This is a genomic window from Pantoea sp. GM_Pan_4 (assembly GCF_026541005.1).
GTDB classification, from domain to species: domain Bacteria; phylum Pseudomonadota; class Gammaproteobacteria; order Enterobacterales; family Enterobacteriaceae; genus Pantoea; species Pantoea dispersa.
Window position 1 is genome coordinate 63,695 of sequence record NZ_JALNUZ010000010.1, and the last position, 16,019, is coordinate 79,713.

Below are 16,019 nucleotides of genomic sequence, written 5' to 3' on the forward strand. Positions count from 1 at the left end.
AGGAAAGCCCATGCAGAAAACGATGATAGCGTCACTGGCCCTGATGGCCCTGTTCAGCAGCGTGGCGTCCGCCGCGGCACTGCGCGTGGCCGCCGATCCGGTGCCGCACAGTGAGATTCTCAACTACATCAAACAAACCGACAAACAGCTCGACCTGAAGGTCATCGAGCTTAACGGCAATTTAAATGCCAACGAGCTGCTGGCGCGTGGCGACGTCGATGCCAACTATTTCCAGCATGTGCCTTATCTGCGCGATCAGGAAAAAGCGCTGGGCGAAAAATTTGCCGTGGTGGCGACCGTGCATATCGAGCCACTCGGGATTTATTCGCACAAAGTAAAATCACTGAAAGATCTGCCGGATGGCGCGCAGGTGGCGGTGCCCAACAATGTCACTAACCTGAGCCGCGCGCTCTATCTGCTGCAGGCCAACGGCCTGATTACGCTGAAAAGCCGCAGCGCCAGTACGCTGGTGACCACGGCGGACATCAGTAACAACCCGCACCAGCTGAAGATTATTGAAGTTGAAGCGCCGCAGCTGCCGCGCGCGCTGGATGATGCGCAGCTGGCGATTATTAACGGTAACTATGCCCTGCAGGCCGGGCTGGTGCCGTCAAAAGACGCGCTGGCGCTGGAACAGGCAAAGGATAATCCGTATGCCAACGTGCTGGTCACCACGCCAAAGCTGGCCAGCGACCCGCGCATTCTCGCGTTAGCGAAAGATCTCGAATCAAAGCAAACTGCTGAATTTATCAACCAGCACTACAAAGGATCGGTTATCCCGGTTAATCAATAATGCCCGGCGCCACCTGCGGCTGACAGGTGGCGCACCCGCTGTTCTGTGGTATATTTCGCCACCAACACCAGTGGCACCTGCTGCATAACATAAAAAATAACTTATCAATTGATGGCTACTTCCCGCTTCGTCAGACTTCAGCGGCTGACGCTTTCTCGCGCCTGGTTGCACCTGCGGCTGTCAGCCCTGTGTCTGCTGCTCAGCGGCTGCGGCACGCTGTCGCAAACGTCCGCGCCGGTGGGCGATCGCGTCTATCTTTCCCACGCCTCCTTCCATGAAAACGTCGATGACATTGTGCGCCACTACATGCAGCAAAAGCAGGTGACGGGCATTAGCATCGCCATCATTCACCAGCGCGGCGCGCCGCAGTTTTACAGTTATGGCGTCACCGATGCGCGCCAGCGTTATCCCATCACGCCGGATACGTTGTTTGCGCTGGGCTCGCTGAGCAAAGGCGTTACCGCAGAGGTCATTATCGGGCTGGTGGATCGCGGCGAGCTGCACTGGAACGACACGCTGGCCACGCTGCTGCCGCGCGGCGTGCCGCTGAGTGAGGATGCAAAACGCATCACGCTGCTGCAGCTGGTCACGCACACCTCGGGGCTGCCGCGTCAGGATATGGATCTGCCGATGTTCCTGAAATTTATGGCTTACCTGCGCAGCGGCGAAAATTTTTACGGCAATCTGGATAGCGATGCCGTGCTGAGTTATCTGGCCGATTTCAGCGCCCCCGCGCACCCGGCGGCGCAGTACTCCAATCTCGGCTATGCGCTGCTGGGCTATATTCTGCAGCATCGCCTGCATCAGGACATTGAAACGCTGGCGCAGCATCAGCTGTTTGGTCCGCTCGGCATGACCAGCAGCAGCTTCCATCCGCAAACCCTGCGCGGCTATCCGTGGCGCGCGCTGGGCCACGCCGGCGATCAGCCGAAACTGATCGCGCGTGGTCAGCTGACGCCGGACTGGGCCTTTCGGGGCAATATGGTGGCGGCCGCCAGCCTGTACAGCAATGCGCGCGATCTGATTCGCTACCTCGATGCGCATCTGCACAGCGATGCACAGGGCGCGCTCAGTCAGGCGCTGGCGCAGGTCAATTATCCTTATGAGCAGCATGGCAACCAGGCGCAGAATATCGCCTGGGTAACCGATACTTATGGTCAGCAGCAGATCACTTATCAGGTGGGGTATATTGGCGGTTATGCCAGCTTTATTGGCTACGATCGCGCCCACGGCAATGCCATCGTGGTGCTGCAAAATGCCTTCAACTGGAGCAACTATCTCGGCATTGCGCTGCTGCGTGATTTGGCGCGTAAAGATCGCCGGGTGCTGAACACGGTTGCTTGCAATTTTGCTGCTCAGCAAAGCGCGCCGCCTGAGGTATGCTGTGGAGCGAAATTTGACGCGCAAAGCGCGGCGCGGGAACCTTCCGCACGTGGCGCTTGTCAGTAAATGGGACAGTTAAATAATTAACCAGAGTGGAAATCACCAATGCGCAGGACACACGTCACCCTTCTTTCAGCAGGAATTTTTCTGGGCGCTTTAAGCCTGACGCCAGCAGCGCTGGCAGAAGGTGAGCAAACCGATAGCGTACCGATGCCGCCGCAGGTGCAGCAAACCGCACCGGACGCCTCAGCGCCAGCGGCCACCAGCGATGCGCCCGCCAGCAGTGAACCGGCAGAATCCAGTGGCGATGTCGCGCCGATTCGCCCGTCACAAAACGGTCCGGGTGAAGCGCCATCCGCCGCCAATAATTACGATCTGCACACCATCATCATCGATTACAAAGAGTATAAAGTCGGTGACGTCGTGCCGGATGAGTACCGTAAAAAGCAGTACACCATCGTTGAGTGGCAGCCGCGCCACCTGCCTGCACCGCAGGAAGGCACGCACTGGGCTTACATCAACGCCAACTACATCCTGATCACCGACGACAGCGGCAAGATCGTGATGGGCAAATCCGGCGACATTTTCTTCAAGGGTTAATGCCCGGCAGCAGGCGCGCTAACTGCGCCACGCCTGCCATTATCTGACTGGTGCTGGTATTACCGTATCCCAGCACCAGTCCCTGCTGTTTTTGCCCGCCCAGATAAAAGCCGGACAGCGCGCCAGGCGCATAGCCATGGCGAAACAGCTGCGCCGTCAGCGCCACATCATCCACCGTATCCGCCAGCGGCAACACCAGATGCATACCGCACTCACCGCCCAGCAGCGGCACCTGAGTACCAAACGTATCCTGTAGCGCAGCCCGCAGTGTGGCCTGCCGCTGACGATACAGACGGCGCATTTTGCTCAGGTGGCGATTGAAATCCCCGCTGCGTAAAAACAGCGCCAGCGCCTGCTGTTCCGGCCGGTTACCGCCGCGTAACAGCTCATGCAAGGCCGGCCGCAGCCGCGGCAGCAGCGGGGCGGGCAGCACCATGTAGCCGATGCGCAGCGCCGGAAACAGGGTTTTGCTGAAGGAGCCGATGTAAATTACCGGCGTCGGCTGCGCCATGCCCTGCATCGCGGCGATGGGCTCGCCGCTGTAGCGAAAATCGCTGTCGTAATCATCTTCGATAATCCACGCCTGATGCCGCTGTGCCGCCGCCAGCAGCGCCAGCCGGCGCGCGGCACTCATGATCGCGCCGGTGGGATACTGATGCGTCGGCGTGGTGTAAATCAGCCGCGGCGGGCGCTGCTGCCAGTCCTGCGCTGTCGGTGCCAGTCCCTGCGCATCCACCGCAATCGGCTCGATCTGCAGATCGCCGAGGCGCATCGCTGCTTTGGCGCCGCGATAGCCCGGCTCCTCCACCCAGCCGGTGTCGCCACGATTGGTGAGCAGCGCGACGCACAGCGTCAGCGCCTGCTGCGCGCCTTCGGTAATCACAATCTGCTGCGGCGCACAGCGCACGCCGCGCGCCAGCGCCAGATGCTGCGCCAGTGCCTCACGCAGCGCCAGCTCACCCAGCGGATCGCCGTAGCCCAGCAGCTGTGCCTGCTGCGCGGTTTGATTGAGCGCGCGACGCCACTGCGCCAGCGGGAAATGCGCCAGCGCCGGCGTGCTCGGGCGCAGCGCCAGCTCCTGGCTGGAGAGGCGATGCAGCGAGTGCAACCCGGCAGCGCGCGCGGAAACCGGCCAGTCGGTGCTGTCGTCGGACGCCTGCGCGGGCAGTGGCGTGTGCGCCAGCCGGCTGACGCGGCTTCCCTGACGGTCGCTGAGGATAAATCCTTCCGCCTGCAGCTGTGACCAGACGGCGATCACCGTATTGCGCGACACCTGCAGTTCAGCCGCCAGCTGGCGGGTCGCCGGCAGGCGCGTGCCCGCCGCCAGCTGACCATTCAGTATCGCCTGGCGCAGCCGCTGATACAGCTGCTGTTGCAGTGTCAGGCTGCCGTCGGCCTCTAGCGGTGCCAGCAGCAGCGAATGCCGGTTCAGTGTGCGCATCGGCGCCTCCGTGGATCTATCGATTTATCACATTGTGGCGCTTTTTCCTGAACCAGCAAAGTGGCACGCTGCACGCTGTCACTCTCACACAGAAGGAATCGCCGTATGTCATCGCAGACCAATCGTTATGGACAACCCATCGGCCCGGCGCTGGAGGCGTGGCAGCCGCGCCCGCTGCCGCAGGGGCAGATTTTCACCGGACAATATTGCCGGCTGGAGCCGCTGGATGCCGCACGTCACGGTCGCGAGCTGTATGCGGCTTATGCGCTGGCGGAAGATGACCGCGACTGGACCTGGCTGCCGGTCGGGCGCTTTGACGATGAAGCGTCTTATCTGGCGTTTGCGCAGCAGTGCCAGCAGAGTCCGGATTACCTGCACTTCGCGGTTATTGACCGGCAAAGCGGGCGGGCGGTCGGCTCGCTGGCGCTGATGCGCATTGAACCGCAGCACGGCGTGATGGAGGTCGGCTTTGTGGTGTTCTCTCCGCTGCTGAAGCAAACCCGCATGGCCACCGAAGCCCACTATCTGCTGATGCGTTACGCCTTCGAACAACTCGGCTATCGTCGCTACGAGTGGAAATGCGACAGCTGTAACCAGCCGTCGTACAACGCCGCACTGCGGCTGGGCTTCCGTTATGAAGGCACGTTTCGTCAGGTGGTGGTGTATAAAAATCGCAGCCGGGATACCGCCTGGTTCTCTATCATCGACAGCGAATGGCCGCAGGTGAAGCTGGGCTTTGAGCGCTGGCTGGCGGCAGACAATTTCGACGCCCGTGGGCAACAACGCGCCAGGCTGGAGACATTACGTCAGGCCTGACGCGCGTGCCGGGCTGGCTACCCGGCTAACCGGCAAAAATATATTTGGCGGCTGACAACACAAAGGCGCTGGCCATCGCCATCATCAGCCGCCGATGCCAGAGATTATCGCGTTTGAGCTCATTGAAACCGAGCTGCATGCGATGGTCGAGATCCAGCAGGCGCTCATCCACTTTTTCAAAGCGTTTATCAATTTGCCTGAATTGCTCATCCATCTTTTCAAAGCGTTTATCAATTTGCCTGAATCGCTCATCGATTTGTTCAAAACGCTGATCGATTTTCCTGAATTGCTCATCGATTTGTTCAAAGCGTTGATCGATTTTCCTGAATTGCTCATCGATTTGTTCAAAGCGTTGATCGATTTTCCTGAATTGCTCATCCATCTTTTCAAAGCGTTGATCAATTTTCCTGAATTGTTCATCGATTTGTTCAAAACGTTGATCGATTGTTCTGAATTGCGCATCCACTTTTTCAAAGCGTTTATCGATTGATCTGAATTGCGCATCCACCTTTTCGAAGCGTTGATCGATTTGTTCAAAGCGTTGATCAATTTTCCGGAATTGCTCATCGACGTTGTCAAACCGCAGCTCAATGGCTTTAAACGTATGGCGGACCTCATTTTCAAAATGCCTGAGGCTCTGTGCCAGTTTATCGACACGCTGCGCGGTGGCGTGATTTGCCCGCATCACGCCTTCCATGGCCTGCGAAAGGTACGTCTTGGTCAGGCTGTTTTCCTGCTGCATTTCGGCAAAAATGTCGACCATCACTTCGGCCTGGTGATCGGCCACGCCCGCCTGCTGCAGCGCTTTGAATGCCTTATGGGTGTTCATCATCGTCGGTATCATCCCTGTTGCTCCTGGTCGCCTTTCCTGTTGCCTGCAAGGTTATCCAGGTGGTGATAGTTGCACCATGTGATGATGTGGATTTTGCGCGACGTCTCGAAAAATATCAATTCGTACAATGAGTAACGCTAAGCGGCAATAAAAAGGGCCTGCACGCTGGCAGGCCCTGGTCTGGCACGCATTTTTATCACTTTTCGGGCTGCGGAATTATTTTTATCTCCGCCATGCCGATACCGAGTTTGCGTGGATCCTGACCGGTAATGTTGCCGAGATTAGACAGCTGTGGTTCTGGCGGCGTGATGATCAGGTTGCGGCTGGCGTCGGGGTTGGTGAAATGCAGCGTCTGCGTGGAGAACGCGTCACCCAGATTGAGCTGCTGCACTTGCTCGCCGACGCGCACCGGAATCGGTCGATGGGCGTTAGCCCCATAGGCGCGTGCGGTGATCACTACGTCAAAACGCGCCGGCAGCGGATCGACATATTCAATGTTCACCTCCGGCGCGAGGTTGGCGTTCGACCAGCGCCCCCAGCTTTCCGGCCGCGAAATACCGCTAAAGCGCTTCACGCTGGCCGGCGCGCCCGGCACGGTCAGCAGGAAGCTGTCCGCCTGGTAGCGAATGGCATTGTCCTCAATGCGCATTTGCTGCTCGTTGAGCTGATAGGTCGCCGCGCTGACCTTCACCTGCGGGAACTGCGCTTTGCCCTGCCACACCGGCTGGTCGATGCGCGTCACCGTGGGTTGTCCGCCGGTCTGGCCCATCGCCAGACAGAGATCGGTCGACAGCGCCAGCGCCGGCTGCCACAGCCGGCCCATTTTGAAGCAGCGATCGACCCAGACAAACTTATCGCTGGCGGCAAAATCGGCCAGCTGGAAGCGCAGCGGCGCGGCGTATTCGCCTTCCGGCAGCGGCTCTACCTGATGATCGGATACGCGGAACAGGATCGGCAGCCTGAACGTCGCGCCCGAGAAGCTAAAGGTATTTTTGGGCTGGTCGATGGTGAACGTCTTCATCTGGCTGGGGAAATTCCACAGCTGAATGATATCGGCTTTCCACGCCGTGACCTTCTTCGCCATGTCATCGAACTGGCTGGAGAGCGAGGCCGAAGACAGCCCGCTGCGGCCAAGACCAATCGCGTTATCCCCGCCGAGAATATCCAGCACCGTGGCGCCGTTATCCAGCGTGCTGCGCTTGCCGTCCAGCACCTCGGCCTGCGGCTGATCGCCACGGATCACCATAAACAGATCGCGGCGCGGCTGCTTGATCAGATACTGATGCGCCGTGTTATTCATTGCCAGATGATCGGAACTCACCACAATCACGGTGTTTTTAAACCACGGCGAGGCTTTGATACGGGCAATCAGGCGCGCCACGTGCTCCTGGGAACAGGCCACCGCGCTAAACGACTGGTTGGGTTTGCCATCATAGCTGTAACTTTTGCGCTGACAGCTGCGCGAAATAAAGCCGTCCGGATGGTGAGTGTCCACGGTGAGCGTAAACAGCGCAAAGCGTTTCTGCTGACGCGACAGCTCCTCATACTTTTCAAACACTTCATCCATCACCGTATCGTCGTAAAAGCCCCAGTTGTTACGGTAGCTGGGGTCGGCGACGCGGCTCTTCAGCTCCTGCGAGCCGTACATGTTGGCGGCGTCAAAACCGTGTGACAGCAAAAAAGTGTCTTTGCCGGCAAAGCGCAGGTCTGCGCCCTGAATAAACCAGTTCTCATAGCCGGAGTGTTTGAGGATATCGCCGAGGCAGATATTTTGCGGATAGAAGCTGGAAAGCGAAGCCGAGGCGTTGCCGTCGAACGGCGCAAACAGCGGAATACCGCACTGCGACGCCACCATGCCGGCGATGGTGTAATCGGTGCCGGGCAGTTGCTCGGTGTTGCTGAAGTCAATGCTGTGATCTTTTTCGCGGCTCAGCTCCGGTGCCAGGCCAGGAAAAGCCTGTTGATCGAAGTAGGTGCGCTCAAGGCTTTCGCCGTAGATATACACCAGGTTGAGCTTCGGCGCGTTAATCTGCTTATTCGGCGTTTTGTAATAGGTTTCGAAATCCGAGTCAGCCTGGCGCGCGTGAGAAGCGATCAGCTCTTTCACCTGGCGAAACGCCGGCGTGGTTTGCACCGAGCCGGCAGCACAGGCGATCGCCAGCAGGCTCCAGCCGAGATGATGCGGACGTTTATGCCGGCGCAGCACCCAGGAGAGAAAACAGAACAGTAAAAACAGGCCGATGATCAAGCCAAGCGCCGGTACCACATATTTGCTCACGCCCGCGCCGGTCAGGCTGTTGGTCAGGGTGTAGAGCACCGCATCGTTGATGCCATCGCCGGTAAAATAGTTGCTGGCATACAGCGTGGCGTTGAGCACGATGAACAGGGTGAGCAGCAGCAAGATCAGGATAAACCAGAATTTATTTCGCCCGGCTTTATACGAATAGACTGCGATCGCAGCCAAAAAGAGCACTATTGAAAGCAACTCCAACGGCAGATCCTCACATTAAGTAAAAAGAACGCGTTACCTGCGTCTGCGGCCCTCTGCGGGGGTTTTGCGTCAATCTATATTGGCTGTCACAGGGCTGCAACACATCCAACCAGATTTGTGCGATGCATTGCGAATCGTTTAAGGCGGGTTTAGGCGGAGTCTGATTTAGTCTGGCAGCAACCGGCGCGCTGCTGCCAGCCAGGGCGGGCGCGGGTGTTACAGCTTACCGGTGAGATACTGCGCTTCGCCGTCGGCAAAGCTCCAGTCACCTTTGCTGTTGGTGATAAAACTGATCATCAGATCGTTGCCCTGCACGCCACAATTTTCCCGCAGCTCGCGCGCTAACTCTGCCATGAAGTGCGTTTTCTGTTCTTCACTTCTTGGGCTGGTGTACACGCGCACCATCACCAGATTGTCGCTGCGCGCAAAGCCCAGCCCGGTATCCTGAAAGACCATCTGATAACGCTTGTTTTCATGAACAATCTGGTAACGATCGCGCGCCGGAACCTTAAATGCCGTGAGTACTGCGCGATGCGCGGCGTCGAGTAAGGTGCGAATCTCTGCTTCAGAACGGCCCTGAATAACATCAAAAGTCAGTAACGGCATCAATAAATCCTCGTTTTTGCCCACGCGGAAAGAGTAGGATGAAACGCTATGCTGCCGCTTGCTGCCGGAAAGAAAAAGCGCGCTGATTAAAATGATTATTTATTATTTTGAACAATCCTGATGAAAGAAATTAAAACCGATGCACTCTGGGTGCATTTGCACTGGCTGACGGTACTGGCGGAACAGGGCAGTTTTACCCGCGCGGCTGAACGCCTGGATGTCAGTAAAGCGGCGATGAGCCAGAAAATCAAAGAACTGGAGCAGATGGCGGGCGTGGCGCTGGTGCAGCGCACCACGCGCAGCGTGCGGCTGACGTCGGCCGGTGAAAAGCTGGTGGACGACCTGCGCGAGCCGTTTGCGCGCATCGCGCAGAGCTTCTTTAGCGTGCGTGACGAAGCCGGGCCGGTGCGCGGCCTGGTGCGCATCAGCGCGCCGGTAGCGTTTGCCCGGCAGCAGCTGGTGCCGATTATCGGCGACTTTCTGCGCGACTATCCGCAGGTGCGGTTGCAGCTCAACGTCAGCGATCGGCTGGTGTCGCTGGGCAGCGAAGGATTCGATCTTGCCATTCGCCACAGCCAGCAGCTGCCGGAAACGCACGTCGCGCTGCCGCTGTGTGAAACGCGCACGCTGCTGGTGGCCGCGCCGGATTATCTGACCCGTCACGGCACGCCAGATACGCCGCAGGCGCTGCAGCAGCATAACTGCCTCTATTATCCGCGCGGGCTGGAGTCGCCGCAGTGGCGCTTTCGTCTGCACAGCGATGACAGCGAAACGGTGCAGGTGAAGATTCAGGGTAATTTCGCCACTAATAACAGCGAGTCGATTCGTGACGCTGCGCTGCAGGGGTTGGGCATTGCCATGCTGCCGGACTTCAGCGCCAGCGCGGCGCTGGCCAGCGGCACGCTGCAGCAGGTGCTGCCGGAGTGGCAGGCGGTCGATGCCTTTGCCGACCGCCTGTGGGTGGTGCGGCCTTACGCAGCGCAGGTACCGCGTGCCGTCACCACCTTTATCCACTGGCTACGCACGCGCTTTGTTGATGGGTGAGGCCAGCGGCGCGCTGAGCGGTGCTGTGGGCTGCATCATCGCCCCCAGCAGGCTGCGACGGTTATAGTTACCGAGACGCAGATTGAAGTCGAGATGCAGCTGCTCAATGCCGCTCAGCTTGATCACCGGCGGCGGCGTATGCGGGCGCTGATGGAATAGCACCGTGTGCGCAAAGGCGTCACTTTGCCAGTTGCTCAGCCGCTGATAGTAATACGCGTTGGCCTCGCATTTACGCAGATACAGGTTCACGCGGCGATGTTCGCGCATCGCCGCCTGCTGCGCCAGCGAACCCAGCTGCTGTGCCGGCTCGGCGATTTTCTGCGTCAGCAGGGCAAAATCATCGCGCTTTGCCAGCTCATTAAAATAGTTGTGCGCCCCCAGATGTTTGATCGGCGCGTACTGTTTTTGCCACTCGCGAATAAAAGGATTGTTGGGCGCAGCGGCGAGAAACCAGTTTTCAATCACCGGTGCCAGATAGTTGACGGTGGCAATTTCACGGTAATAGCCAATCACATCCATGCGGCGTTCCTGATGCGCACGGTGCACCCAGCTCAGGTCTTCAAATAACAGCGTGCTGCAGTCAATCGCAATGCCGCCGTAGCGTAATAATAATTCGAGGCGAATGACTTCACTTTTTTGCTGCTCGCTTAATTGTGTCGAGGTAAAAATAAAATCCGGCAGGACTTCTTTAAGCGTTAAACGGTTTAATACATACACCTGATGGTCGGGATTATCCTGACGCAGCTGCTGGATATTTAACGCCATCGATTTCGGTAAATATTCATTGTCCCAGTACATCCAGATTTTTTTGGGTATTTCTGGCAGAGCTTTCTCACCCGAAAGCAACACGATATTGTCCTCTTCGCTGGGATCATATTCCGGCGCGCAGAGCGCAGTATGCTGTTTTTTCTGCAGTAATGTCTGGCCGGTAAAGGCGATTCTCTGCCAGTGTTGCCAGAGCGTAAGGGCTGGCTGGAGACGTTTTTTTGTCATGATGCACCTGATTATTGTGATTATGGGGAGCAAGGATTCCCTGATGCTGGCGGCTTGAGCGCGCTTATGTGTCCTGACGGCTGTGTGTAAAAAGACTACCCTTGCTTAATAATCGATCCGCAGCGGCAAGGCTACGAATTTTTTTCGCTTTCAGATTTACCGGAAACGCCGGGATCCGCGATGGATAAAAAGAGGTATCAATAAAATGATGAGGGACGGCGTTTTTTATTTTTATCGATTAAGACTATTCCTAATAAAATAACCCTCTGCAGGCGCAGGCCGCGGCGCGGAATAAAAATGCGCGATCGGCGGTCCGTTAACCGCGCTGTATTTTCCTCTGGCCTCGCCGCCGCTTGCCCAACGCGAAGGCAGGTTAGCTACGCTTAGAGCAGGCAACGAAAAAAAGGAGGCACTATGCAGCCACACAAGCGTGGGTTACTGGCGGTTGATAAGCAGGGCAACCGCGTGCTGTTTCTCAATCCCGACAGCTTCGCCGTTGAGCAGGAGCTGAATGCCTTACCGCCGCGACCGCATGAGCTAGTGATGCTGCCCGCGCTGGAGAAGGCGTATGTGCCGATCTACGGTGATGGCGTCCACGGCGACAATCCGCATCCGGGGCACAAGGTGGCGATTATCGATTTGCGCCGGCGGCAGATTCGCGGCTTTATCGATCTGTCACCGCTCAAGGCGCCGCACAGCGGCCAGCTGGGGCGCGATGGCAAAGTGTATCTATGCTGTGAACACAGTGCCGCGGTGGCGGTGATCGATCCGCACAGCGACACGCTGGAGAAAACCATCCGGCTGCCGTCGCACAACGCGCACCGGCTGACGCTGTCGCCCAGCGGCCGCAAGCTGTTTACTGAAAACGAAGAGGACGCCAGCATCACGGTGGTGGATCTGTGCGAGGCGGAAGGGCGCATCATTGATAACATCCTGCTGCCAGGACCGATTGCCGGCATTGCCGCCTCGCCAAAGCACCCCTATCTGGTGGCCAGCGCGGCAGACGCGCCGCTGCTGTACGTGGTGGATCGTCAGAGCCATCGTATCCGCCAGCGCATTACGTTGCCCGGCCATCAGCAGCCATGCCAGGTGGTGCGCTTCAGTGCCAGCGGTGAGCGGCTGGTGGCAATTGGCGACGGGGAAGGAGTGGTGACGCTGTTTGACGACTTGCTTAATCCATTGGGTGACGTTGCGGTCGGCAATCAGCCGATGGATGGCTGTTTTAGCGCCGATAACCGCAGCCTGCTGATCGCTAATCAGGGTGACGGTTCGCTTAGCCTGATCGACCTGACGCAGATGAAGGTCATCGCCACGCCGCAGGCTGGCACCGGATGCGAAGTCCTGAGCTACTTTCAGCTGTCGTCCTGAGTGCGACGGCCGCCATCAAATAAACGGCCGGTGATAAATAGCGCTGCTCCAGTGGCGGCTGCTGGCGTGTTTTTCTGCCTGCCAGCCGCGCTTGCGCAGTTGGCGCGCAATCAGTTTGTTCATAATACCGTGGCCCACCAGCAGCACCGTGCCCTGTTGCGACAGGGCAATCAGTTTGTCTGCCGCCCGCTGCGCGCGCTGCCGGGCATGCTGCACTGATTCCACGCGTCCGGCGTAACCGCACAGCCACAGCAGGCGCAGCAGTGCCAGCCACAGCGTCAGCGGCAGATGCAGGCGCGCAAACGGCAGTAGCGGCATCGCCACTTCACTGAACACCTCATCCACGTCCTGCGCCTGCAGGCCAAGCCGCGCCAGCGACGAACGCGCGCGCGGCAACGGGCTGCAGGCAATCACGCTGGCCATGCGCGCAATCGCCATACTGCGCGGCGGCGGCGCATCACAAATCACCGCCTGGTCGTAGCCTTCACACCAGTCCGCCAGCGCCCGCGCCGTAAAGCGCCCGCTTACCGGATGGTCTGGCTTGCCGTGTCGCATGAGGATAATGGTCATAATGCTCCTGAGTGAAGGTCATCCAGTCTACTGCAGGCGCGCAGGATTTCGCGCGGCCCGGGCGGTTTTAAGAATAATGCCCGGGTGTCATCAAAACTTAACTGAAATGTGCGAAAACGGCGCGGTGAAAGTTTGGTCGCCGTTTTTGCCAATGATAAGCAATAGTCGTTAATCACGCAGCGTGCGTGGATTTTTTAATGACGCTGGCTGTAATGTAATGTCATGAATTAACGCCGTTTTTATCTTTTTCTCCTGCACCATTGTGAAGATAAGTTAATTATTTTCCTGTTGGTCACTTGATTTATCTACGCGCGTAGATAGACTGTCTTCACAGTGACAACTCACGGTGCCAGAGACGAAGTTGGCCTTGAGATGACCCAGTTACATTTGCCGTGCTAATGCGATCGATGAAAAAAACATCGGCGAAATCAGGCAAATAGATGAATTCCAACACCAGGGAATTCTTTACTGACCTTTCATCCAGGTTTGCCTACTGAACGTCGCCACCGGGGAGTTCCGCTTGTTGCCAGGGAACCGACCCACGGATGGGCGTTTACTGTTTTCACCTCTTTCAGGGAAATGGTTATGACGGTACATCACTCCGTTACGCAACAAGGTTCACCCGCTTCCGCCGCCGATGCGCGGCTGGAAACCACCTCCGGGCGCAAAGATTTCTGGCGCGCCACCTTCTCCTGCTGGCTGGGCACCGCGATGGAATACGCGGATTTCGCCCTGTATGGCCTCGCTGCCGGCATCATTTTTGGCGATGTGTTCTTTCCCGAAGCCACCCCGGCAATGGCGCTGCTCTCCAGCTTTGCCACCTGGTCGGTCGGCTTTATTGCACGCCCGATCGGGGCGCTGCTGTTTGGCTGGATTGGCGATCGCAAGGGCCGCAAGGTAGTGATGATCAGCACCATCATTCTGATGGGCGCTTCGACCACGCTGATCGGCCTGATTCCTTCCTATGCAACGATTGGTCTGTGGGCGCCGGCCTGCCTGGTGCTGCTGCGTTTCACGCAGGGGCTGGGCGCCGGCGCTGAGCTCTCGGGCGGCACGGTGATGCTGGGTGAATACGCGCCGGTTGAGCGCCGTGGCCTGGTGTCGTCGGTGATTGCGCTTGGTTCCAACAGCGGCACGCTGATTGCGTCGCTGGTGTGGCTGGCGGTGATTCAGATGGATAAAGCCACGCTGCTCGACTGGGGCTGGCGTATTCCGTTCCTCAGCAGCGTGCTGATTGCTGCGGTCGCGCTGTGGATTCGCCGTCATCTGCGTGAAACGCCGGTGTTTGAGCGTCAGCAGGCGGAACTGCAGGCGCAGCGCCATGAAACGCTGGCGCAAAGCGCGACGCAACCCGACAGCCGCAGCTTCTGGCAGCGCAGCCGCGCCTTCTGGACCATGGTGGGGCTGCGCATCGGTGAGAACGGCCCGTCCTATCTGGCACAGGGCTTTATCGTCGGCTACGTCGCCAAAGTGCTGATGCTGGACAAATCGGTGCCGACCACCGCGGTATTCATCGCCTCGCTGCTCGGTTTCCTGATCATCCCGTTTGCCGGCTGGCTGTCGGACCGCTTTGGCCGACGCATCACCTATCGCGGCTTCTGCCTGTTACTGATGGTTTACGCCTGGCCCGCCTTTAGCCTGATGGACAGCCGCGAGCCGGCCATCGTGATTCCGGTGATTGTGGTGGGGATGGCGCTGGCGTCGCTGGGCATCTTTGGCGTGCAGGCGGCATGGGGCGTAGAGATGTTTGGCGTTAAACACCGTTACACCAAAATGGCGGTTGCCAAAGAGCTGGGGTCTATTCTTTCAGGAGGCACCGCACCGCTGGTGGCGGCGGCGCTGCTGTCGTTTACCGGCCACTGGTGGCCGATTGCCGTGTACTTCTCGGCCATGGCGACCATCGGTTTCCTCACCACCTTTGTGGCACCGGAAACGCGCGGACGCGATCTGAATCTGCCGGAGGATGCTATCTGACGCGCAGGATCGTGCAACATTCTTTGATTACGCTGGCCGGTACTCCCGGCCAGCGGCATTAACGCAGAGGCAATATTGGCGAAATCCCCAACCGGAAATGTGACACGCAGTGACGTCGCCAAAGCCGCCGGAACCTCGGTGGCGGTGGTCAGCTATGTGATCAACAACGGACCGCGTCCGGTGGCCGAAGCCACGCGTCAGCGCGTGCTGGCCGCCATCCAGCAAACCGGCTATCGCCCGAATGCGGTGGCGCGCGCACTGGCCTCCGGCAGTACCAAAACCTTTGGCCTGATCGTGCCGAATATCGCAAACCCGTTTGTCGCCTCAATGGCGCACGTGCTGCTGCAGGAGTCGCTGAACCACGGCCACGTAATGCTGCTGGGCGATGCCGGCGACGATCGCCAGCGCGAGCTGGAGCTGATTCAGGGTTTGCTGAATCGTCAGGTGGATGGCCTGTTTTACACCAGCGTCGATCGCCATCCCTATATTGATGTCATCCAGGCGAGCGGAACGCCGCTGGTGATGCTGGACCGCATCGAACCGCGCCCCGGCGTCAGCATGCTGTGCGTGAACGAACGTGAAGCGGCGCGTCAGGTCACGGCGCATCTGCTCAGCCACGGCTATCAGCAGGTCGGCATGATCAGCGGTCCGCGTGAGATGCTTAACGCGCAGGATCGTATTCAGGGCTGGCGCGATGCCATGGCGCAGCACGGGCTGACGGTAGATGAAGCGCTGATTTTTCCGGCCGGCTATTCGCGCCAGGGCGGTTACGACGCCGGGCAGCGCATGATTGCCAGCGGCCGGGTGCCGCGCGCGCTGTTTACCAGTAACGAAGGGCAGGCGATTGGCTGTATCCGCGCGCTGTCCGAACACGGTCTGCGTGTGCCGCAAGATGTCGCGCTGGTGTGTTTCAACGGTACCGAGCAATCGGCCTTTCATGTGCCCACGCTCACCACCGTGCGCCAGCCGCTGCGCGAAATGGCACGCAGCGCCATCGCCATGCTGAAAAACGGTCATGGCGAGGCGCAGCTGGCCGAATTTCCTCACCATCTGGAAATCGGTGAGTCCTGTGGCTGCCCGCATCCTCAACAAAAATAAATATATAACA

14 protein-coding genes are annotated in these 16,019 nt (G+C 58.5%); 8 read left to right on the forward strand and 6 right to left on the reverse strand.

Annotation, left to right across the window (positions count from 1 at the left end; genetic code table 11):
* The first annotated feature begins 10 nt into the window (after positions 1 to 10).
* The 3 genes from OXR61_RS18270 (at position 11) to OXR61_RS18280 (ending at position 2,776) form a co-directional block, all read left to right on the forward strand.
* Complete coding sequence (locus OXR61_RS18270; protein WP_021506753.1) at positions 11 to 793, forward strand: MetQ/NlpA family ABC transporter substrate-binding protein; 783 nt, start codon at positions 11 to 13, stop codon at positions 791 to 793.
* A gap of 111 nt (positions 794 to 904) precedes the next feature.
* Positions 905 to 2,242, forward strand: a complete 1,338-nt coding sequence (locus OXR61_RS18275; RefSeq protein ID WP_230857089.1) for a serine hydrolase domain-containing protein — start codon at positions 905 to 907, stop codon at positions 2,240 to 2,242.
* Positions 2,243 to 2,281: 39 nt separating this feature from the next.
* Positions 2,282 to 2,776 (forward strand): RcnB family protein, encoded by a 495-nt coding sequence (locus OXR61_RS18280; protein ID WP_031279558.1) that lies wholly within the window; start codon positions 2,282 to 2,284, stop codon positions 2,774 to 2,776.
* Here the strand turns inward: OXR61_RS18280 and OXR61_RS18285 are convergent.
* Positions 2,766 to 4,217: a PLP-dependent aminotransferase family protein gene (locus OXR61_RS18285; protein WP_021506756.1), complete on the reverse strand. Its 1,452-nt coding sequence runs from the start codon at positions 4,215 to 4,217 to the stop codon at positions 2,766 to 2,768. The two genes, OXR61_RS18280 and OXR61_RS18285, sit on opposite strands and share 11 nt — an antisense overlap.
* 105 nt (positions 4,218 to 4,322) lie before the next feature.
* Here OXR61_RS18285 and OXR61_RS18290 point away from each other — a divergent pair, with 105 nt between their 5' ends.
* Positions 4,323 to 5,033 carry a GNAT family protein gene (locus OXR61_RS18290; RefSeq protein ID WP_021506757.1) on the forward strand — a complete coding sequence of 237 codons (711 nt, stop codon included), beginning with the start codon at positions 4,323 to 4,325 and terminating at the stop codon, positions 5,031 to 5,033.
* Positions 5,034 to 5,058: 25 nt separating this feature from the next.
* On the opposite strand, the gene OXR61_RS18295 is transcribed toward OXR61_RS18290, so the two are convergent.
* From OXR61_RS18295 to OXR61_RS18305, 3 genes are all read right to left on the reverse strand, one after another.
* Positions 5,059 to 5,877: a hypothetical protein gene (locus tag OXR61_RS18295; protein ID WP_052022799.1), complete on the reverse strand. Its 819-nt coding sequence runs from the start codon at positions 5,875 to 5,877 to the stop codon at positions 5,059 to 5,061.
* 184 nt (positions 5,878 to 6,061) lie between these two features.
* Positions 6,062 to 8,362, reverse strand: coding sequence for a phosphatidylglycerol--membrane-oligosaccharide glycerophosphotransferase (gene opgB / locus OXR61_RS18300; protein ID WP_031279560.1), 2,301 nt, complete (start codon positions 8,360 to 8,362; stop codon positions 6,062 to 6,064).
* A gap of 210 nt (positions 8,363 to 8,572) precedes the next feature.
* Positions 8,573 to 8,962: a tautomerase family protein gene (locus OXR61_RS18305; protein ID WP_021506760.1), complete on the reverse strand. Its 390-nt coding sequence runs from the start codon at positions 8,960 to 8,962 to the stop codon at positions 8,573 to 8,575.
* Positions 8,963 to 9,082: 120 nt separating this feature from the next.
* Here OXR61_RS18305 and OXR61_RS18310 point away from each other — a divergent pair, with 120 nt between their 5' ends.
* Positions 9,083 to 10,006, forward strand: coding sequence for a LysR family transcriptional regulator (locus OXR61_RS18310; RefSeq protein WP_021506761.1), 924 nt, complete (start codon positions 9,083 to 9,085; stop codon positions 10,004 to 10,006).
* Here OXR61_RS18310 and OXR61_RS18315 read toward each other — a convergent pair.
* Positions 9,980 to 10,999, reverse strand: a complete 1,020-nt coding sequence (locus tag OXR61_RS18315) for a capsular polysaccharide synthesis protein (RefSeq protein ID WP_021506762.1) — start codon at positions 10,997 to 10,999, stop codon at positions 9,980 to 9,982. The two genes, OXR61_RS18310 and OXR61_RS18315, sit on opposite strands and share 27 nt — an antisense overlap.
* A 414-nt stretch (positions 11,000 to 11,413) precedes the next feature.
* On the opposite strand from OXR61_RS18315, the gene OXR61_RS18320 reads away from it, so the two are divergent.
* Positions 11,414 to 12,367: a WD40 repeat domain-containing protein gene (locus tag OXR61_RS18320; RefSeq protein WP_267412514.1), complete on the forward strand. Its 954-nt coding sequence runs from the start codon at positions 11,414 to 11,416 to the stop codon at positions 12,365 to 12,367.
* Positions 12,368 to 12,382: 15 nt separating this feature from the next.
* Here the strand turns inward: OXR61_RS18320 and OXR61_RS18325 are convergent, their stop codons facing one another.
* Positions 12,383 to 12,937, reverse strand: a complete 555-nt coding sequence (locus tag OXR61_RS18325; protein WP_021506764.1) for a histidine phosphatase family protein — start codon at positions 12,935 to 12,937, stop codon at positions 12,383 to 12,385.
* 585 nt (positions 12,938 to 13,522) lie between these two features.
* Between OXR61_RS18325 and OXR61_RS18330 the strand changes: the two genes are divergently transcribed.
* Positions 13,523 to 14,911: an MFS transporter gene (locus OXR61_RS18330; RefSeq protein WP_021506766.1), complete on the forward strand. Its 1,389-nt coding sequence runs from the start codon at positions 13,523 to 13,525 to the stop codon at positions 14,909 to 14,911.
* Between the two features lie 75 nt (positions 14,912 to 14,986).
* Positions 14,987 to 16,009 carry a LacI family DNA-binding transcriptional regulator gene (locus tag OXR61_RS18335; RefSeq protein ID WP_031279563.1) on the forward strand — a complete coding sequence of 341 codons (1,023 nt, stop codon included), beginning with the start codon at positions 14,987 to 14,989 and terminating at the stop codon, positions 16,007 to 16,009.
* The last annotated feature ends 10 nt before the right edge of the window (positions 16,010 to 16,019 follow it).